Genomic DNA, 20245 nt, shown 5'->3' with positions numbered 1-20245 from the left:
AGTTTCGCTCAGGCCAACAGGCGTGCTGGGCTGTCCGCGGCCGCGCGTGCAGCCGCCTGCACGGTGGCGAAATGGATATCGACTATATCGTCGACCTGCTCGGCATAGCCGCCGGCCATGCAGATCGCCAGCGGCAGGCCGCGAGAACCGGCCTGGCCGATCACCTGGCGATCGCGCTCGGCCAGGCCGGCCTTGCTCAGCGCCAGAAAGCCCAACTTGTCGCCGACGAAAGGATCCGCTCCGGCGAGGTAGACCACCGCATCGGGTCGCGCCGCCTCAATCGCCACCGGCAGCGCTCGGGCCAGGCAATCGAGATAGGCAGCGTCTGAGGTGCCATCGGGCAATCCAATATCGAGATCCGAAGCCGGCTTCACCGCCGGATAGTTGCGCTGGCCGTGAATCGAAAGGGTGTAGATCGTCGGGTCCGCGGCGCACAGGGCCGCGCTGCCATCGCCCTGATGAACATCGAGATCGACGATCAGAGCGCGCTGCAGCAGGCCTCGATGCTGTGCTGCACGCAGTGCCACCACGGCATCATTGAATACGCAGAAGCCAGCACCGCGGGCAAACCCGGCGTGATGCGTACCCCCAGCCAGATTGACTGCAATGCCGTCGCTCAGCGCCGCACAAAGAGCCTCGACCGTGCCGCCGACCGAACGCCGCGAGCGCTCGACCATCGCCGGTGACCAGGGAAAGCCTATCCGCCGCTGCTCGGCCTCCGACAGTCGTCCGTCAAACACCCGCCCGACATAGTCCGGGCAATGCACCCGCTGAAGATCCTCTCGACTGATCGGCGAGGGCTCGCAGAGCTCGACCCCGAGTCGCTGGCGAGCCTCCTGCACGCGGGCGAACAGACGGCCGTACTTGGCCATCGGAAAACGATGGCCTTCAGGCAGCGGCAATTCAAAGTGGTGACAGTAAAAGGCGCGCATTGAGCTAGCTCAAGCGCGCCGCCGAGGGCAACTCACCGAGCGGCCCCAATTGAACTCAGCCGTTGGCCGCCTTGCGCAGGTCGGCCGCCGGCTTGAGCCTGGCGCGGATCGCATTCAACTCATCCACCAGTTTCGCTGGCATGCGCTCGCCAAAGCTGGCGAGATACTCGCCGAAGGCCTGGTACTCGGCATCCCAGCGCGCTTCGTCAACCTCGAACAAAGTCGCCATGGCGGCGGCCGGCAGGGTCAGGCCTTCGGTTCGGATATCACCCGACTTCGGCAGGCGGCCGATCAGGGTGTCCTTAGCCTCGAACTGGCCTTCCACCCGTCCGATCATCCATTCCAACACACGCAGATTGTCGCCAAAACCCGGCCAGATGAACTTGCCGTCGCTGCCCTTGCGGAACCAGTTGACGTGGAACACCCGCGGCAGGCTCACGCCGGGCTGGTCGAAACTCAGCCAATGGGCGAAGTAGTCGGCGAAGTTGTAGCCGCAGAACGGCTTCATCGCCATCGGGTCGCGACGCAGCACGCCGACCGCACCGGTCGCCGCGGCGGTGGTTTCCGAACCCATGGCCGCACCCAGCATGACGCCGTGGGTCCAGTCGCGGGCTTCCAGCACCAGCGGCAACAGCGATTCGCGACGACCGCCGAACACGATGGCCGAAATCGGCACGCCGTGTGCGGCTTCGGCCTGGTGCGACCAACTGGCGCACTGCTTGGCACCGACAGTGAAGCGGGCATTCGGGTGGGCTGCCGGTCCGTTGGCCGGATCGTAGGGGCGGCCCTGCCAGTCAAACGCCGGCTCGCCGGGCAAGCCCTCCCACCATGGTTGGTTGTCCGCGGTCAGGCCCACATTGGTGAAGATGGCATCGCGGTTGAGCATCTCCAAGGCATTCGGATTGGTCTTGGCACTGGTGCCCGGGGCCACACCAAAGAAGCCGGCTTCCGGGTTGATCGCCCACAGGCGACCGTCCTCACCGGGCTTCATCCAGCAGATGTCGTCGCCAACCGTCCAGATCTTCCAGCCTTCCTGGCGATAGCCTTCGGGCGGGATCAACATGGCCAGATTGGTCTTGCCGCAGGCGCTGGGGAAAGCAGCGGCGATGTAATGCGTCTCGCCCTTGGGATTCTGTAGGCCCAGGATCAGCATGTGCTCGGCCAGCCAGCCTTCCTGGCGCGCCTGATAGCTGGCGATGCGCAGAGCGTGGCATTTCTTGCCCAGCAGGGCGTTGCCACCGTAGCCCGAGCCATACGACTTGATGCTCAGCTCTTGCGGGAAGTGCATGATGAAACGTCGCTCCGGATCGAGCTCGCCGGTCGAGTGCAGGCCCTTGACGAAGGTCCCTTCGCGCTCGATGCGGGCCTGTGCGTCGGCGCCCATGCGGGTCATCAACCCCATATTGAGCACGACGTACGGGCTGTCGGTGATCTCCACTCCACAGCGCGACAGCGGTGAGTCGATCGGCCCCATGCAGTAAGGCACCACGTACAGCGTACGGCCCTTCATACAGCCTTCGAACAGCGCATCCATTTTGGCGTGGGCCGCGGCCGGCGCCATCCAGTGGTTGTTCGGGCCGGCGTCGATTTCCTGCTCGGTGCAGACGAAGGTCAAATGCTCGACGCGCGCCACGTCGCTCGGGCTGGAGCGATGCAGATAGCAATCCGGGTGGGTGTCCGGATTGAGCGCGATCAGGTCGCCGCTAGCCAGCATCAGCTTGCGCAGCTCAGCAGCCTCGGCCTCGGAGCCATTGCACCACTGCACGCGATCAGCCTGGGTCAGGCGCGCGACATCCTCCACCCATTGGTTCAGGCTGGAAAGTTGACTGGACATGGACGGTTAACTCCTCGACCGCGGGTCGAAACTAAGGGGAAATCGTGGCGCCGGTGGGCTGCGAGATGGCGTCCCACCGGCCAGCGGCGACAGCATTGGCGTCGGCCAGCCTTAAAGCGCGCGATCCTACCACTGCATACGTATGCATGCATGTGCGATTGCAAAACGGCCGAATGCCCGACACCGAACGCTCGCTCAGGCCGCCGGGATCAGGGTCTGGATGACGTGTTCGACATAGGTCTCGAACTCGTCGGCCTGCAGTCGTGGCTGGCGCAGTTGCAGGCTCAGCTGCAGGAAGCCGACGTAGGCGGTGTAGGTGAGGCGCGCCCGGTGCTGTGCGTCGGTACGACTCATGCCGATCTGGCGGAACGACAGCTGCAGGTAGTCCATGCGTCGTTTCGAAACCCGCTCCATCACCGGCTGCACCACCGGGTGGTCGAGCGCTTTCAACAATTCGCTATAGATAATGTGCGACTTGGCCTCATGAGCCACACGTAGAAACAGCTCGCGCAATCGCTCGCGCGGATCTTCGATGCCTTCCAGGCGGGCGAACACCTCTTCCAGCTCGTTGCTTTCCCAACGCTCCAGCGCGGCTCGAAGCAAAGCATCGCGGGACGGAAAATGCCAGTAGAAGCTGCCCTTGGTCACGCCCAACCGCTTGGCCAGGGGCTCGACAGCCAGACCCTGCACGCCCGATTCGGCGATCTGATCCAGGGCGCCTTGCGCCCAATCGACGGCCGACAAGCGGTTGCTCGGCTCGCGTTTCTTGACACTGCTTAACATGGACGGAGTGTATCCAAAACCCGCCCCATCGGCGGCTCGGCGCTGCATCTTGTCACACTATTGCGATAGAGAGAAACGTTACCATACGGCAACGTATTGACAAAGCGACCCCCGATTTCCATACTGGAGCGTATGGCCCACACTGCCACCACCGCCCGTGCCCGACACCTGCCCCGTCCCGACGGGGTTCGGCTGGCCTTCGACCATTGGCCCAACCCGGGGCCCGGGGTGCTGTTCGCCCACGGTTTTGGCCAGACCCGCGGCGCCTGGTGCGCCACTGCGACGCGGCTCGCCGCCATCGGCTACGACGTGCGCGCACTGGATGCGCGCGGTCACGGCGACAGCGATTGGCTGCCCGAAGGCGGCCAGTATGCGATGCAGCAGTTCATTGAAGACCTCGAAGCCAGCGCCGCCGAACTGCGCTCGCCCTGGCTGGTCGGCGCCTCCATGGGCGGCCTTCTGGGCATTGCCGCGCAGTCCCGAACACGTTGTTTCGCTGGCCTGATCCTGGTGGATATCGCACCGCGCTGGGACGCCCGCGGCGTGGCCCGGATCCTCGATTTCATGGAAGCCTTCCCCGATGGCTTTGCTTCGCTGAACCACGCCGCCGATGCCATCGCCGGCTATCTGCCGCACCGCGAGCGCAAGACCGAACAGGCCTTGCGCGCGGTGTTGCGCCAAGATTCATCCGGGCGCTGGCGTTGGCATTGGGATCCGCGCATGCTGAACGCGATCGGCCGCGCTGGCGAACAGCATCAGCACGCCTTGATCGAAGCCGCACGCCAGATCGAGGTGCCGGTGCTACTGATCAGCGGCGGCCGCAGCGACCTGATCGGCGAGGCCGAGGTGGCGCATTTTCTTGAGTTGGTGCCGCACGCCCAGCACCGCCGAATCGAACAGGCCACCCATATGGTGGCCGGTGATCAGAACGATGCGTTTACCGATGCCATCGTCGAGTTCCTCCCCCCCGTGACCGCTACGGTTACGGTCTCCAATGGAGCGTTGTCATGAGTGTGTTGATTCCGTTTCTTGCCCTTCTGTTGGCCGGTATGGCCGCTGCCTACTTCCGCATCTCGCTGAAGAGTTGGGCCATCGTCAGCGCGGTTGCGCTGGCGATCGGCGTGGCCGCGGGCGGCAGTGGCTGGGTCACAGCCGTTGCCGCCGTGCTGTTCGCCCTGGTCGCGGCGCCCTTGCTGCATGTGCCGACCCGGCGCAGCAAACTCACTGCGCCACTGCTGAAGATCTACACCAAGATGCTGCCGCAGCTGTCGGACACTGAGCGCACCGCTCTGGAAGCCGGCACGGTGGGCTTCGAAGGTGAACTGTTCTCCGGCATGCCGAACTGGAAATCACTGCTGTCGCAGCCGAAGCCCGAGTTAAGTGCGGAAGAACGCGCCTTCCTCGATGGCCCGGTCGAAGAAGTCTGCAAGATGACCAATGACTGGGACATCACCCACGTCCGCGCCGACCTGCCGCCGGAAATCTGGGACTTCATCAAGAAGAACAAGTTCTTCGGCATGATCATTCCGAAGCAGTACGGTGGCCTTGGCTTCTCGGCGCTGGCTCACCACAAAGTGATCGAGAAGCTGGCCTCGGTGTCCTCGACACTGAGTTCCACCGTCGGCGTACCGAACTCGCTCGGCCCGGCCGAGCTGATCCTGCACTACGGCACCGATGAGCAGAAGAACCACTACCTGCCGCGTCTGGCCGACGGCCGTGAAGTGCCGTGCTTTGCCCTGACCGGCCCAAGCGCCGGCTCCGACGCCACTTCGCTACCGGATTTCGGCATTGTCTGTGAGGGCGAATGGAACGGCGCCAAGGTAGTCGGCGTCAAGCTGACTTTCGACAAGCGCTACATCACCCTGGCTCCGGTAGCCACCGTGATCGGCCTGGCCTTCCGCCTGTACGATCCTGACAAGCTGCTCGGCGAACAGGACGATCGCGGCATTACCCTGGCCCTGCTGCCGCGCGGCACCGAAGGCCTGGAAGTCGGCCGCCGCCACTTCCCTCTTAACTGTGCGTTCCAGAATGGCCCAGTGCGAGGAGAAGAAGTGTTTCTGCCGCTGTCGCAGCTGATCGGCGGTGAAGACTACATCGGCCAAGGCTGGCGCATGCTGGTTGAATGCCTGTCGGTCGGTCGCGCTATCACCCTGCCGTCCACCGCCAGCGGCGGTTCACGTCTGGCCGCCGTGGTCACCGGCGCCTACTCGCGCATCCGCAAGCAGTTCGGCCTGTCGATCGGCCGTTTCGAAGGCGTGGAAGAAGCCTTGGCGCGCATCGCCGGCAATGCCTATGCGGTCAGCGCGCTGTCGGAGATGACCGCCTCGGCGGTTGATCGCGGTGAAAAACCTGCCGTTCCCTCGGCGATTGCCAAGTACCACTGCACCGAGATGGGCCGCGAAGTGGTGCGTGATGCAATGGACATCCATGGTGGCAAGGGCGTGATTCTGGGGCCGAAGAACTATCTCGGCCGCGGTTACCAGGCAGCGCCGATTTCGATCACGGTGGAAGGCGCCAATATCATGACCCGCTCGCTGATGATCTTCGGCCAGGGCGCAATTCGCTGCCATCCCTGGGTGCTGAAGGAAATGCAGGCTGCCACCCACGAGGATCCGGATTACCGACTCAAGGAATTCGATCGCACCTTGTTCGGGCACATCGGCTTCGCAGTGTCGAACGCCGTGCGCAGCTTCGTGTTCGGCCTGACCGCTGCGCGATTCGGCGCCGCGCCGGGCGACGCCTACACCCGCCGCTACTACCGCAAGTTGAACCGCTATTCGGCCAATCTGGCCCTGGTGGCGGATACTTCGATGCTGCTGCTCGGCGGCAAGCTGAAATTCAAGGAGCGCCTGTCGGCGCGTCTGGGTGATGTGTTAAGTCAGCTGTACATCGCCAGCGCCATGCTGAAGCGCTATGAGGACATGGATCGCCCGGCCGCCGAACGCCCGCTGCTGGCCTATGCCTTCCATGACGCCTGCTACAAGATCGAGCTGGCGCTGTCGACCGCACTGCGCAATTTCCCGATCCGGCCGGCCGGCTGGTTGCTGTGGGTGCTGGTGTTCCCCTGGGGCCGCCGCGCCCAGGCACCGTCCGACCGCCTGGGTCACCGCGCAGCCTCGCTGCTGATGAGTCCGTCGGACACCCGCGATCGGTTGGGCCAGGGCGTGTTCCTCACCCCGGGGGAGAACAATCCGGCCGGACGGATCAATGCTGCACTGGCCAAGGTAATCGCCGCCGAGCCGGTCGAACGCAAGTTCCTCAAGCACGTCAAGGCCGGCGAACTCAGCGCACTGGACTACGACGGCCAGTTGCATGAGGCACAACTGAAGGGCATGTTGAGTGCGGAAGAAGTGGCCATGCTGCGCGAAATGCAGGTACTGGTGCACGATGCCATCAGCGTGGATGACTTCGATCCATCCGAGCTGGTCGCGGCGTCTCTACACAAGAAGGAAAGCGGCCGAAAGGCGGCCTGATCGCTTCGCCAACACGTACAACGGCGGCTCCGGCCGCCGTTGTTGCATGCACGACTGAATAGACCAAGCCATGTCCGACTCAATTCCCCGCGTGCTCGCCCTATACAACAAACTGCAGCGCTACCCGCTGGGCGGTTGGCTGTTCAGCAGGGCGATCTGTTTCCAGGCACCCTATTTCGGCAGCATCTCGCCACGCATCACCCGGCTCGAACACGGTCGCTGTGAGGCCTACATCGACCAACGCCGCCGAGTACAGAATCACATCGGCACCGTGCACGCGATCGCGCTGTGCAATCTTGCCGAGTTGACCGCTGGCGTGGTCAGCGAAGCCAGTCTGCCGACCAGCATGCGCTGGATTCCGAAGGGAATGGAGGTGAAGTATCTGGCCAAGGCGAAAGGGCGGATGCTCGCCGTGGCCGCGCCGGCCGTGCCGGCTGCACACGCCGAGCAAGGCTACGAACTGCCGATCGAGGTCAGCGTTCGTGATCGAGGCGGCACTGAAGTGTTCAGCGCGACGGTCAGGATGTGGGCGACACCCAAGCCGCAACGCAGCTGAGTCTAGGAACTACTGATCCAGGCGCAGCATGATGGCCTCGCGCGCATACAGGATCGGTCGCTGCGGCTGTTGCTGCAGGGTCAGCACCGCGCCCTGGCGAATGCCATTCTCGGTGCGCTGATCATAGTTGGCCTGACGCACTTCCATGCGCGTCCATTCGCGCAGCCAAACGCTCTCAACCCGCTTCACCAGGCCGCGGCAATCGGCGCTGGGCTGCAGCTCGCCCAACACCTTGGCCATCCTTTGTGCTGACTTGATGGCCAGCTGCTGGTGGCCCTGTTCATGCGCATGCAGGGCCTGCTGCACGCTTGACCACTGATCATGCAACTCAACTGCGGCTTCGCTGCGCGGATGCCACTCGGGCATATGCTGGTGAATATGCAGCACCAACAGCGGCTCCACCATCCGGCACGTGTCCTCGCGAGCATCCAAGCGATACTCAAGCCGCAAGTCGAGCTCAGTCAGGGCGTGCCAGTGATTCTTTTGCAACAGCCGCGGACGCTGCGTGGTGAACTGCTCGGTCAGCTCCTCGGCGGTGATGGCATCTAGGCGATAGGCCGAACTGCTGCGCTCAACCCGCAGGGCGACGCCTGCTTGATCCACTGCGACTGCATGGCCGGCGGTCCAACCAGCCAACGCGCCGATCAGCAGTCCGATCCGTTTGCACTTGCTGAAAGCGTGACTGCCCTGATCCACCCGCAAGCGCAGCCGGGTGGAAAAGGCGCAGGCACGGTGACGGTCGGGCTTCACTCGGCGGACGACAGCGGCCGCAGACGCACATCCAGCGCGCTGAAGTAATACGAGGTCAAACCCTCGAAGGCAGAGTCGCTACCTGCCACCAGCCACAGCCGGCCCTGCTCGTCTGCTTGCGCGGTCAGCGGTCGACCCAGGTTACCCAGGCGCTTGAGCTGCCAGGTCGGCGTATCGGTCGAACAGTCCTGGCGGTTGGCCAGATCGCCGACCACCCGTGCCTGCTCGCCACCCTCCGACTGAACACCAAAGTCAAAGTTAAGACGGAGCCAATCCTCGGTGCCGTTGTCCTGCGCCACCGCCTGCGGCGGGAACGGGGTCACCCCCATCTTCATATAAACGCTATCGCCCGGTGACCCACCCACCCCGAAGCAACCGCGCGGTACATCGCTGGCGATCTCCATCTCCAGCTCAATCGAATACAGCTGACCCGGTTGCAGCCCGGCCAGCGGCGCGGTGATCAGCATGGCCAGATCATCCGATCGATTCATTCCGGTCAGACGCAGACCACGACGTCCTGCCAATGGCGCAGGCAAGGCCTCATACGCGAAATCCAGTTCATAGATGTCATGGCCCTCGGTCGGCAGGTCGGCAAACAAGGGGGTGAAGCCATTGGCTCCGTGTTCAAAACTGAATTGACGCACCTCGGCAAAGGTTGCGGCCCGATTGCAGCGCTCGCCGGCAACCCGGGTCAGGCGCTGCACCACGAATTCACCGTCAGGCAAGGCGCTGTCTTCCGAGGTCCAACTGAGTTGGGCGCTATCGCAACTGGCGAACTCGATCGTCAGCTGGCCGGCGGCGCTGAACTGCACCGGCGGATTGGGCGCCAGGGTCGGGAAGCGCCCGCCCTCGGCGCTGCTCATCGGCACCTGCATGCGGGTTCCCACTGCCTCTCCGAGGCCGAACAGCCACAGGGGCCGCCCATCGGCATCGAAGGTGTACCAGGTGACCGCCGCGCGTTGCTCATCCAGCAGATCGATCTGCAATCCCTGACCATTGCGTTGCTGATCAAACCACAGTCCACCGATATCCCCGCGTAGATCGGTCGGTACTTCGGCCCGAAGCAGGCCGGCCCAGAGACCGATCGTCGCCACACTCACGCACAGCCATTGCCGTTTGAAGCCTCGCATTCCCCTCTCCTGTCGGTTTACCAGGTTCGACTCGAACCCTCGGATCAAGACGCAACACAAGGTTCAACCGTCGCAGCATGGCCCAATATTGATCGCCTCAGGCGATAGGGCCGCCCACATCCCGCGGCAGTTTCTTCTGCTCGCGCCAGAGACCGAATCCGGCCACGCACATAAATAGCGCGCACAGCACCCCGGTGGCGAACACCGCGCTGGAACCGAACCCCGAAACGAACTTGTGCACCCAGACGAAACTGAGATCGCCGCCGCGGTAGATCACCGTATCGATGGCGGCACCGGACTTGTAACGCCATTCCCGATCAACCCGGGTGTAGATGGTTTCCCGCGCCGGCTTGGCCAGAGCAAACTCGCTGGCTCGGGTCAGGATCTGCGCGATCGCCACGATCAAGGGCAGCGGTGATGCGGTCAGTGCCATGAATGCCACCAAGATGATCAAGGCCGGCCCCAGCAGTGCCGGCCCAATGCCCCAGCGCGACAGCACCCAGCGAGTGAGCAGCAGCTGCACCAGCAGGGTCAGCGTATTAACACCCAGGTCAATCATGGCGTAGTAGGCCGTGCTGGCCTCGGGTTCGGGGTAATACTGCTGCACAATCAAGCGCTGCTCGTTGTACAGCAAGGTACCGACGCTGACGCCAAAAAACACCGCCAGCGCCATCCAGCGCAGCAAGGGCTGCTGCGCGATCAGCTTCAACCCGGCCAGCAACTGCCCGCCCATCGGCACTTCGCCGCTACGCAGGCCGCGCTGCTGTTCACGCTGCACTGCCCACAGGCGCAAACGCAGGATGCAGACGATGCACAGCACCAGCAGCACCGCCGACACCAGCATCAGATTGGCAATGCCCAGTCGGCTGACCAGGGTGGTGGTCAGCAATGGACCACTGATCGCGCCTAGCGTACCGGCGGCACCGATCCAGCCATACAGCCGACGCGCTTCACTGTCGGTGAACACATCGGCCATGAAGCTCCAGAACACCGCCACCGCAAACAGATTGAAAACGGTTATCCAAAGGAAGAACAGCATGCCGCGCCCGGGCAGCCCGGAGTCGAAGGCGAGATAGAAGCCGAGCAGGGTGACAACGAATACTGTGTAGACGGTGGGCAGGAATACCCGCCGCGGAAAGCGACTGACCAGCCATCCGTAGGCCGGCTGCAGCAGCAGCATGATGACAAAGGTGGCGCTGAACAGGATCTGCAGGGTGAGCTGACCGAGATCGATCGAACGCGCCGCCGCCAGATCGACCAGCCAGGGCGGAAACACCGTGTAGACATCACTGGCTGCGCCCATCGCCTCGCGCACCGGGCGCAACACGTAGTACCCACACAGCAGGCAGTAGAAGTACAGGAAGGCCCATAACAGTGGCGGCGATCCAGCCAGATCGGCGCGCATGCGCTGCCAGTATGAGCCGTCCGACTCAGCCGACATCGGCACGCCCAGAACGCCGCAGTGACTGCAAAGCACGCAGCCGACCTAGTGACTCGGCAACTCGAAGTTTGAACATCCTGTTCAACTTCACGCGAGCAGATCGATGGGCTGACATCTTGATCCGGCTCATTGAAACTCCAATGGGCCGAATCAATAACCCAACCATTCGCCGCTGACCGCGCGCCGTCTGCAACGCCAACAGAATCGATGGTGAAGTCGGAACGTCGCGGGGCACGGGCATTGACGATCGGCGAAGGAAGGGCAAGTGTACCCACTCGCGAGCTCGTTCGGTTCCAGCCAGCATCGCGGCGTCCGCGGCGTAGTCGAGCAACTGCGCGCGACAGGAATCGCTGATCGCGTTCGACATGCACGGCCTTGCTGCGACGCAGCACAGACCTGTTTGAAGCAAATGCTCTAAGCTTGGGGGCGTAGCCTCAAGCAAGCGGCATCGGCCGCACGCAGCCCTACGGAAGCGATCGTTCTCGCCCGCGCCCCACTGAACCTCAGGCGCATCATTGTCGAAGGCTGCCGTTGAACCACCCGATCCGGACTGACCCCTGGATTCTGCAGCTCTGGAGTTTCACCCCGTGTTTGATTACATCATCGTTGGAGCCGGTTCCGCCGGATGCGTGCTGGCCAATCGCTTGAGCGCCTCGCCGGGCACACGGGTACTGCTGCTGGAGGCCGGCCCGCGCGACTGGCATCCCTTTATCCACATGCCAGCAGGAATCGCCAAGCTGGTGGGACGCAAGGGCGTGAACTGGGACTACAGCACCGAAGCCGAGCCTGAGCTCAACAATCGGCGACTGTGGTGGCCACGCGGCAAGGTGTTGGGCGGTTCGAGCTCGATCAATGCCATGTGCTACATCCGCGGCGTGCCGGGCGACTACAACGAATGGGCCGCACTCGGCGCCAAGGGCTGGGATTGGGCCTCGGTGCTGCCCTATTTCAAGCGATCCGAAGACAATCAGCGTGGCGCCAGCGAACTGCACGGTAGCGGTGGCCCGCTCGGCGTTGCCGACCTGCGCTATCACAATCCGCTGTCTGATCAGTTTCTGGCGGCGGCGGCGGAAGCGGGTTTTCCGCGCAGCGACGACTTCAATGGGCCACGCCAGGAAGGCTTTGGCTTCTATCAGGTGACCCAGCGCGATGGTGCCCGTTGCTCCAGTGCCAAAGCCTATCTCGCACCGGCGCGCGAACGGCCGAACCTCTGCATCGAAACGTCGGCCCAGGCCACTCGCGTGCTCTTCGAGAACGGTCACGCCGTCGGCGTGGAATATCGACAGCGCGGACGCATCAAGCAGGTGCGCTGCACGGCTGAGGTGTTGCTGTCAGGTGGCGCACTCAACTCGCCGCAGTTGCTGATGCTGTCCGGCATCGGCCCGGCCGATCAGCTGGGCCGGCACGGCATCGCCGTGCTGCGCGATCTGCCCGGCGTCGGGCAGAATCTGCAGGATCATCTGGACATCTGCAGCATCGATCGCTGTCGCGAGTCGCTGACCTATGACCGTACCAATGATGTCAAGATCGCACTCGACTACTACCTGTTCAAGCGCGGCCCGGGCACTTCGAACATCGCCGAAACCGGTGGTTTTGTGCGCTCCTCTCTGGCCGAGGATGCGCGACCGGATCTGCAGTTCCACTTCGTCCCGGCGATCCTCGACGATCATGGCCGCAATCGCTTGCCCGGATTTGGCTACACCGTACATGCCTGCGCCCTGCGACCGAAGAGTCGCGGGCGACTGGAGCTCGCCTCAGCCAATCCCGCTGACAAGGTACGCATCTTTGCCAACTATCTGAGCGATGCCGAAGGCTATGATCTGGCGATGATGGTCGAAGCAGTCAAAGTAAGCCGCGAGGTGTTGAGCCAGCCGGCACTGTCCAAGTACCGCGCCGGCAGCCTGTTCCCCGGCGATGAGGCTCGCAGCGATCAACAAATCATCGAGTTTGTGCGACGCAAGGCAGAGACGATCTACCACCCGATTGGCACCTGCAAGATGGGCGATGATGCATCGGCGGTGGTCGACAGCGAGCTGCGCGTACGTGGCGTCAGCGGCTTGCGCGTGATCGATGCCTCGGTGATGCCCAAGCTGATCGGCGGCAACACCAATGCGCCCACCATGATGCTGGCCGAACGCGCCAGCGATCTGATCCTGGGGCACAGCATCGATGCGCAACCGGGTGCCCCGGACTCCTCTGCCAGTCGCGCTGCGGCCTGAGCAAGAGCAGCGGTCAGCTGCGCCGATTGCCGCGCTGCTCGATCACCGGTGGCAGCGGGCAGTGCAGACAGGCGCAGACGGTACGCAGCAGTTCGGCCTCCTCGACGGTGACCCGGCCGTCATGACCGACTGCGATAACCAGGCCTTCCACCAGCACCTGCTTGCCCACTGCATCGAGCTGGTCGAGTTCGGCCATGGCCGCGTCCATGGCCGGTATCCAAACCTTGGGCGGTGCGAACTGAAAGCGCTCTGAAGGCAGCACACTGAGCAGGCCGGCGACATAGGCTCGGCGCATCTCGTCAGGATCGTCATGGCCGTAGGCGGCGACGATGGCGAACAGATCAGCCAGCGGCTTGACGCATTCGGTCAGGCGCTTTCTACCGCTGGCCTTGAACTTGTTCGGCTGCAGCGCTTCGATCACCTGGCGCTGCAGCAGTCTCGACATGCAGTAGTCGAACAGGGACACTTTTCCATCCAGGTGCACCAGACGGTCGCTGCAACGGATCAGTCGTTGCAGCTTGTCCATGGTCAGGCGCCGCAAGGCCGGAAAGCTGAGCGCCACCAGTGGCAGCTTCAGCGCCGCGGGCAGCGCCTGACAGGCCGGCAGCAGAGCGGCCACCTGGTCGGCGGCGTCCTCATCGATCTCCACGGCCACTTCGGCCAACTGCCTGGCCTGGACCGCGCGATCGCGATCGACCAGCAGCGCCAACAACAGATGCACCGCTGTCTCGCTGCTGTGCGCAGCACGCGCCAGTGACGGCGGGATCATGTTGTGCAGGCCAGAAGCGCGACGCATATCGTCAGCCTGCGGACTAGCGATGCGCACCGCCGTGCTTCCAGGATAGGGTCGCAACTCCTTGTTGGAATCGATCAAGGGCTGGATGCCGGTCGACATCGCCATGTCCATCAAGCGATCTTCCTCCAGCCCTTGCGGTGGCGACTGCCGCCACTTGTCGCTGAGGCTGTCCAGCGCGGCTTGATCGAACTCAGGCTCCAGCGCCCGAATGCGCTCGAGCAGGGGTGGATGCGTCTGAAACCAACTCGCCATCCGTTGCCCTTCGCCAAACAACATGTGGCTGACTTCCTCGCGCCGGGCGTGCTGCAAGTTCGAGCCGTCGGCAAGGCCGGCGATTTTCTTCAACGCACCGGCCAGACCTGTGCGCTGACGGGTGAACTGCACCGCCGAGGCGTCGGCCAGCACTTCGCGTGAGCGTGACACCGAGGCCTTGATCACTCGCGCGCAGAGCACGCCGACATAGCCGATCGCCAGGATCAGGCCGGCCACCACCAGCACCACTCCTGCGCCACGGCTGTCGCGTGCATACCGTCCACGTTCCAGCACCCAGCGTGCCGCCACGGCCAGGGCGGTGATGCCAAACAGCACACCGAGCATCTTCGAGTTGAGGCGCATGTCGCCATGCAGGATATGACTGAACTCGTGGGCGATGACGCCCTGCAGTTCGTCACGATTGAGCTTCTCGATCGCGCCGCGGGTCACCGCCACCGCCGCGTCGCTGGGTGAGTAGCCCGCGGCGAATGCGTTGATCGACGACTCGCGATCAAGCACGAAGATTGCCGGCACCGGCAGGCAAGCCGCGATGGCCAGTTCCTCGACGATATTGCGCAGACGACGATCGAGCGGATCAACACAATCAGCGGTGATCTCACGCCCGCCCAGCTGAACTGCAAGTTCCGCCCCGCCGCGGCGCAACCGGCGGATCCGCAGCACCGAACACGACAGGACCGTGCCGACTACCAGTAGCGCGCAGATCGCCAACGCGCCTCGATGGTGCTGCCAGAAGTCGGCCCAACTCAGATTCGACCAACGCTCGCCATCGGCCAGTATCAAGCCCAGCAAAACGGCAGCGCACACCGCCACCACGACCAACAGCACGGCCGCGGCAAATGCCAGCAGCATTCGCCGCGAGCTCTGCAGTGCTTCTTCCTGGCGCTGAAAGAAATTCATCTCGGCCGATCAGTGCATGGCGTGCTGACTATCGAAGTGGAAAGGGCCAGGGCGCCTCGACATCACCGCCCGGACTCAGTCGAACGACAGCTTGGGAACATCGCGCATGTGCGCATCGCTGCTCTTGATCTCCAGCAGTGTCGCTGCGATGAACCCGAAGGCAGCAGCCAGCAGGTTGCCGGGAAACGTCTCGCGCCTATTGTTGTAGCTCATGACCTGATCGTTGAACGCCTGCCGGGAAAAGGCCACCCGGTTCTCGGTCGAGGCCAGCTCCTCGCTCAACTGCGCCATGGTCTGATTCGACTTCAGATCGGGGTAGTTTTCGGCCAGCGCGAACAGGCGGCCAAGCGATTGGCTCAGTGCATTTTCAGCCGTTGCCAATTGCTGCATCGGCAACGCTTCGCCGGCATGCCCTTTCGCGGCACTCGCCGCCTGCAGTGCCGAATTGCGCGCCTGGATCACCGCTTCCAGGGTCGACCGTTCGTGCGCCAGATAGGCCTTGGCCGTTTCCACCAGATTGGGGATCAGATCATGCCGACGCTGAAGCTGCACATCGATCTGTGCATAGGCGTTGCGAAACGCGTTTCGCGCCTTGATCAATCCGTTGTAGATCGACACTGCCCACACCAGCAGTGCGCCGACCACCAGCAATGCGACCCAACCCATGACGCCCCCTGTTCGAGACAGCAATACGCGCTAGCCACCCGCGCAGGCTAGCAGTGTTGCGCCGAGTCGGGCAATTTGCCCAGACCGATCCGCGCGGCCGATTGGCGTGCTGGTTGGCAGCGGCCATTCACTCCGATGATGGCAGTTCAGCCGACTGCACTCGCCGAACGGCTAGAATCATGCTCAGTTCCTGCCTCAGGTTTTACCTTGCTGCGTCAATTTCTGCTTGTCGTGATGGTCTTGGCGGCGCTGCCTGCGCCAGCGGCGACCGCGACCAAATCGGCTTCTTCCCTCACGCCTCTGGTGCGCTACGTCGATGACCTGGGCACGCAAGCCGTTGAGCGTGGCAAGTTGCCCGGCTTGGCGATCGGCATTGTCTACCGGCATGAAGTGCTGCTGGCGCGCGGCTATGGCGTCACCGAAGTCGGCAAGAAGGAGGCGGTCGACGAACACACCGTGTTCCGCCTCGCCTCGTTGTCCAAGGCATTCGCCGGCACGGTGGCTGCACTATTGGTCGACGAGGGAGCGCTGCGCTGGGAATCGCGCGTGGTTGATCCGTTCCCGACCTTTCAGCTGAAGCGCGCCGGCGCGGCCGAGCAGCTGACCTTGCGCAATATTCTTAGCCATCAGGTCGGCGTGCCGTTTCACGCCTTCGACCGCGAACTGGAAGCCAATCAGCCTTACCCACTGCTGGCAGCCAAGTTGGCCGAGGCGCCGAGCCCGTGCGAACCGGGCGACTGTTACGCCTATCAGAACATCGCGTTCAGCCTGGTCGGCGATCTGGTATTCGCGGCCACCGGTGACTTCTTCACTCACCAGGTCGAGCGACGCATCTTCCATCCATTGGAGATGTTCGACGCCACCTACGGCCGCGAATCGCTGGAAGCGAGCCCGAAGTGGGCGCGTCCACATGTACGCGGCCGTCGCGGCTGGGTAGCAGTGAAACCCAAGGACAACTACTACCGGGTGCCGCCCGCAGCCGGCGTCAATGCCAGCATCTCCGACATGACCAAATGGTTGATCGCGCAGACCGGCGGCAAGCCGGATGTGTTGTCGCCAACCCTGCTGACCGACCTGCACAAGGCCAGAGTGCGCACGCCGAATGAGATTCGTCGGCATGGCTGGCGGCAGCGCATTCGCGATGCCCACTATGGCACCGGCTGGCGGGTGCTCGACTATGCCGGACACGAAGTCGTGTTCCATGCCGGAGCGGTGCAAGGCTACCGCGGCATGGCGGCGGTCGTGCCGCAACGGCAGTTCGGTATCGTGGTGCTATGGCATGCCGAGTCGGCCCTGCCTTCGGGAATTGCCGCGTCGGCACTTGATCGACTGTTTGGTTTCAGCAGTCGCGACTGGACCGGCCTGGAGCAGGCTCCGCGCAAGAAGACGCGTTGAGTCGATGCGCTGACACTTGCGCGATGGGAGGCGGTGGAACCGCTCTCGGGGAATCCGGCAACCACCGGAGGAAACAACGATCTCTTTGGAAAATCATCTCTCCCCGCCCGGGCGGTGCGGGGAGAGACCATGTGTTATGCAGCTAGATAATCGAGGTTTTTGTCGTTCTTAGAGCGGAGACGCCATCGGCGCCGGTGCGACTTCTACCGGGGCTGCCTTCTTGCGCGAACTACGCTTGGCCGATTTCTTTGCTGCCTTCTTCGGTGCCGCTTTCTTGGCTACCTTCTTCGCCGACTTCTTGGCGGCGGCCTTCTTGGCTGTCGCCTTCTTGGCGACTTTCTTGGCGACCTTCTTTACCGCCTTCTTGGCCTTGGTGGCCTTCTTGGCGGCCTTCTTGGCGACCTTCTTCACTGCCTTCTTGGCGGCGGTCTTCTTCTTAGCTACCTTCTTGGCGGCCTTCTTCGGTGCAGCCTTCTTGGCTGCCTTCTTTACTGCCTTGGTGGCCTTCTTGGCTACCTTCTTGACCGCCTTCGCTGCCTTGGCCGCCTTCTTAGCGACCTTCTTGGCTGCCTTCTTCGGCGCGGCCTTCTTGGCTGCTTTCTTCACTGCCTTCTTGGCAGTGGCCTTTTTTGCACCAGCTTTCTTAGTTGCCATAACGCCCTCACTCTTCGTCAGTGGTCTTCATTGATGCCCGGTACGGCCGATTGGCCGCATAAAAAAACGCCCGCAGTCGATGCGACGGCGGGCGCATTCGTTTGACCTTGGTGAGACTCGGAGCACTGGTTTCGAGAAAGAAAAGGGCGGCTCGCTTCGCTAGCGAAGTGGGTCGCGCACAGAGTGACGCGTGTAACGCAGTGCTTGACTCTTTCGTTTTTCACCTAGGTCCGCAGAGTGTCTGCTTGGCGAAAGCTAATCACGTGTCATTCCACTGTCAACAACTTATGCGTGTTTTTTCAAAAATATTTTTTGCCGCGGTTCATCGCCGGAGATCGAACCGACACCGAATGCGACCTTCCCCCCTCCCCAACGGGCGGAATTCAGCCCCCTCTCCGGGGCCTGAATTCTTAGCTAGTAGCTCCATCGAACTGGCCGGACAAAAAAGAAACGCGCCTGGTCAGGCGCGTTTCGAATTCAGCGAAAAACCGCTGCAAGCCGCGTATTTACTCGTCTTCGAGCTGTGCCGCGTAGTCGTCCGGAGCGAGCAATTCGTCGAGCTGCGATGCATCATCGGCGGCGATCACGAACAACCAGCCGTCACCGAAAGCGTCGGCATTGATCGTCTCCGGCGCATCGTTCAAGGCCTCGTTGACCTCGATCACCTTGCCCGACACCGGAGTGTAGACGTCGGAGGCCGCCTTGACCGATTCAACCACCGCGACACCGTTTCCAGCCTCGACGTGATCACCGACGTTCGGCAGTTCGACATAGACCAGATCACCCAGGGCCGACTGCGCGTGATCGGAAATGCCGACGACGACTCGACCGCCGTCTTCCAGACGCGCCCACTCGTGCGACTTGAGGAAACGCAGATCACCGGGAATCTCTTTCATGTTGGGCTCCGCCATTGGCCATCTAGGAAACGAGCAGGAATTGTAGTCGAGCCGACGCTCGCCATGCAGCGGCAATCGCTACTCGACGAGCACGCCAGCGCAGGGCTGACCATCACGCACGAAGGGCGGCTTGATCACGCGCACCGTGACTTCGCGACCACGAATATCGACTCGCACCTCACCGATCTCGCCTGCCGGCACGCGCGCCATCGCGATCGCCTTGCCCAGGGTCGGTGAGAAGGTGCCGGACAAGATCTCACCGTCGCCGCCGGCGGTGATCACACGTTGCCCGTGACGCAACACACCCTTGTCATCCATCACGAGGCCAATCAACTGGCGCGGCACACCGCTGGCCAGTTGTGCTTCCAACGCCGGCCGACCAATGAAGTTGCGCTCGACATCGAGGGCCACCGTCCAAGCCAGGCCCGACTCATGCGGCGTCACGCTTTCATCCATGTCCTGCCCGTACAGATTCATGCCTGCTTCCAGGCGCAGGGTGTCGCGCGCCCCCAGGCCACACGCCTTAACGCCAGCATCAATCAGCTGCTGCCACAGAGCCACCGCCTGCGACTCGGGCACCACCACTTCGAAGCCATCCTCGCCGGTGTAGCCGGTGCGTGCGACGAACAGATCGCCGAGTTGCTGTGCCGAGAACTTCACCAGGGCCAGCGCGCGCTGCGCGTCGCTGTCGCTGAGCAGAGAGGCAAAGCGCTCGCGCGCCTTCGGGCCTTGCACCGCGATCATCGCCAGTTCCGGCCGCTCGCTGAGTTCGACGGCGAACGGCGGGGCCTGAGTTTCGAGCCAGGCCAGATCCTTATCGCGAGTCGCCGCGTTCACCACCAGACGAAAATGCTGTTCGTCCAGGTAATAGCAGATCAGATCGTCGAGCACACCGCCGGCACTGTTCAACATGCAGCTGTACAGCGCGCGTCCCGGCTTCTTCAGCTTGTCGACATTGTTGGCCAGCACATAACGCAGGAATTCGCGCACCCGCTCACCACGCAGGTCGACCACGGTCATGTGTGAGACATCGAACATGCCAGCGTCGCGGCGCACCTGATGGTGCTCGTCAATCTGCGAGCCGTAGTTGATCGGCATGTCCCAGCCACCAAAGTCGACCATCTTGGCGCCGAGCGCGCGGTGGGAGTCGTTGAGTACGGTCTTGCGGCTCATGGCAGGCCCTTCGAATCAAGGATTGGGAGGGCGCCAAGTATAGGGGCTCCGCCAACGCAACGCGCCCGCCGAAGCGGGCGCGACCCTTCAAGTGGCGGAATATTGATCCGGCGGTTGACGGCGCCTTTAGCCCGGATATTTCATGAGGGGGCGCGGATGCTCACCGAGGACTTTGCGTCGAGTGCAAGGCGCGACGAGCCCAAGTGGTGGGCCCACTTGGGCGAGATCGGGACGCAGTCCCGCGTAGCCGCGACAGCAGCCGACCGAGCGTAGCGAAGGCGCAGGCTACGAAGTAGCCGTTGCTGCGTAGCAGCCGACCGAGCGTAGCGAAGGCGCAGGCTACGAAGTAGCCGTTGCTGCGACAGCAGCCGACCGAG

At 63.1% G+C, this 20245-nt stretch carries 16 protein-coding genes; 5 read left to right on the top strand and 11 right to left on the bottom strand.

The window, feature by feature from the left end:
• Positions 1 to 8: 8 nt before the first annotated feature.
• From IFO71_RS04390 to IFO71_RS04380, 3 genes are all read right to left on the bottom strand, one after another.
• Positions 9 to 932 (bottom strand): histone deacetylase family protein, encoded by a 924-nt coding sequence (locus tag IFO71_RS04390; protein WP_192028325.1) that lies wholly within the window; start codon positions 930 to 932, stop codon positions 9 to 11.
• 55 nt (positions 933 to 987) lie between these two features.
• Positions 988 to 2766, bottom strand: coding sequence for a phosphoenolpyruvate carboxykinase (GTP) (locus IFO71_RS04385; protein ID WP_192028324.1), 1779 nt, complete (start codon positions 2764 to 2766; stop codon positions 988 to 990).
• A gap of 195 nt (positions 2767 to 2961) precedes the next feature.
• The gene (locus IFO71_RS04380) at positions 2962 to 3549 is read right to left on the bottom strand and encodes a TetR/AcrR family transcriptional regulator (RefSeq protein ID WP_192028323.1); all 588 of its coding nucleotides are present in this window, start codon (positions 3547 to 3549) and stop codon (positions 2962 to 2964) included.
• 132 nt (positions 3550 to 3681) lie between these two features.
• Between IFO71_RS04380 and IFO71_RS04375 the strand changes: the two genes are divergently transcribed.
• From IFO71_RS04375 to IFO71_RS04365, 3 genes are all read left to right on the top strand, one after another.
• Positions 3682 to 4560, top strand: coding sequence for an alpha/beta fold hydrolase (locus IFO71_RS04375; RefSeq protein ID WP_192028322.1), 879 nt, complete (start codon positions 3682 to 3684; stop codon positions 4558 to 4560).
• The gene (locus IFO71_RS04370) at positions 4557 to 7022 is read left to right on the top strand and encodes an acyl-CoA dehydrogenase (RefSeq protein ID WP_192028321.1); all 2466 of its coding nucleotides are present in this window, start codon (positions 4557 to 4559) and stop codon (positions 7020 to 7022) included. The genes IFO71_RS04375 and IFO71_RS04370 overlap by 4 nt, the downstream gene beginning before the upstream one ends.
• A gap of 70 nt (positions 7023 to 7092) precedes the next feature.
• Positions 7093 to 7578, top strand: coding sequence for a hotdog fold domain-containing protein (locus IFO71_RS04365; protein WP_192028320.1), 486 nt, complete (start codon positions 7093 to 7095; stop codon positions 7576 to 7578).
• A gap of 9 nt (positions 7579 to 7587) precedes the next feature.
• Here IFO71_RS04365 and IFO71_RS04360 read toward each other — a convergent pair whose 3' ends face one another.
• The 3 genes from IFO71_RS04360 to IFO71_RS04350 all read right to left on the bottom strand — a co-directional run bounded on the left by IFO71_RS04360 (position 7588) and on the right by IFO71_RS04350 (position 10899).
• Positions 7588 to 8328 carry a DUF922 domain-containing protein gene (locus IFO71_RS04360; protein ID WP_192028319.1) on the bottom strand — a complete coding sequence of 247 codons (741 nt, stop codon included), beginning with the start codon at positions 8326 to 8328 and terminating at the stop codon, positions 7588 to 7590.
• Complete coding sequence (locus tag IFO71_RS04355) at positions 8325 to 9458, bottom strand: hypothetical protein (protein ID WP_192028318.1); 1134 nt, start codon at positions 9456 to 9458, stop codon at positions 8325 to 8327. Before IFO71_RS04355 ends, IFO71_RS04360 begins: the two co-directional genes overlap by 4 nt.
• A gap of 97 nt (positions 9459 to 9555) precedes the next feature.
• Positions 9556 to 10899, bottom strand: a complete 1344-nt coding sequence (locus IFO71_RS04350) for an NTP/NDP exchange transporter (protein ID WP_192028317.1) — start codon at positions 10897 to 10899, stop codon at positions 9556 to 9558.
• Between the two features lie 587 nt (positions 10900 to 11486).
• Here IFO71_RS04350 and IFO71_RS04345 point away from each other — a divergent pair.
• The gene (locus IFO71_RS04345; protein WP_192028316.1) at positions 11487 to 13118 is read left to right on the top strand and encodes a GMC family oxidoreductase; all 1632 of its coding nucleotides are present in this window, start codon (positions 11487 to 11489) and stop codon (positions 13116 to 13118) included.
• Between the two features lie 13 nt (positions 13119 to 13131).
• Here IFO71_RS04345 and IFO71_RS04340 read toward each other — a convergent pair whose 3' ends face one another.
• Both IFO71_RS04340 and IFO71_RS04335 read right to left on the bottom strand, forming a co-directional pair.
• Complete coding sequence (locus tag IFO71_RS04340) at positions 13132 to 15084, bottom strand: M48 family metallopeptidase (RefSeq protein ID WP_192028315.1); 1953 nt, start codon at positions 15082 to 15084, stop codon at positions 13132 to 13134.
• 75 nt (positions 15085 to 15159) lie between these two features.
• Positions 15160 to 15750 carry a LemA family protein gene (locus IFO71_RS04335; RefSeq protein ID WP_192028314.1) on the bottom strand — a complete coding sequence of 197 codons (591 nt, stop codon included), beginning with the start codon at positions 15748 to 15750 and terminating at the stop codon, positions 15160 to 15162.
• 207 nt (positions 15751 to 15957) lie between these two features.
• Here IFO71_RS04335 and IFO71_RS04330 point away from each other — a divergent pair, with 207 nt between their 5' ends.
• On the top strand, positions 15958 to 17145 hold the full coding sequence (locus IFO71_RS04330; protein ID WP_225444379.1) for a serine hydrolase domain-containing protein: 1188 nt from the start codon (positions 15958 to 15960) through the stop codon (positions 17143 to 17145).
• A 168-nt stretch (positions 17146 to 17313) separates the two neighbouring features.
• On the opposite strand, the gene IFO71_RS04325 is transcribed toward IFO71_RS04330, so the two are convergent.
• The 3 genes from IFO71_RS04325 to gcvT all read right to left on the bottom strand — a co-directional run bounded on the left by IFO71_RS04325 (position 17314) and on the right by gcvT (position 19868).
• The gene (locus IFO71_RS04325; protein ID WP_192028313.1) at positions 17314 to 17799 is read right to left on the bottom strand and encodes a hypothetical protein; all 486 of its coding nucleotides are present in this window, start codon (positions 17797 to 17799) and stop codon (positions 17314 to 17316) included.
• Positions 17800 to 18305: 506 nt separating this feature from the next.
• Entirely contained in the window at positions 18306 to 18695 is a 390-nt protein-coding gene (gcvH, locus tag IFO71_RS04320; protein WP_192028312.1) for a glycine cleavage system protein GcvH, read from the bottom strand.
• Between the two features lie 78 nt (positions 18696 to 18773).
• Positions 18774 to 19868: a glycine cleavage system aminomethyltransferase GcvT gene (gene gcvT, locus IFO71_RS04315; protein WP_192028311.1), complete on the bottom strand. Its 1095-nt coding sequence runs from the start codon at positions 19866 to 19868 to the stop codon at positions 18774 to 18776.
• Positions 19869 to 20245 lie beyond the last annotated feature (377 nt).

Source organism: Pseudomarimonas arenosa (genome assembly GCF_014841215.1).
In the GTDB taxonomy this organism is placed as follows: Bacteria; Pseudomonadota; Gammaproteobacteria; order Xanthomonadales; family Xanthomonadaceae; genus Pseudomarimonas; species Pseudomarimonas arenosa.
The sequence above is the reverse complement of the archived record's forward strand: the minus strand, read 5'-3'. Positions and strand labels throughout refer to the sequence as shown.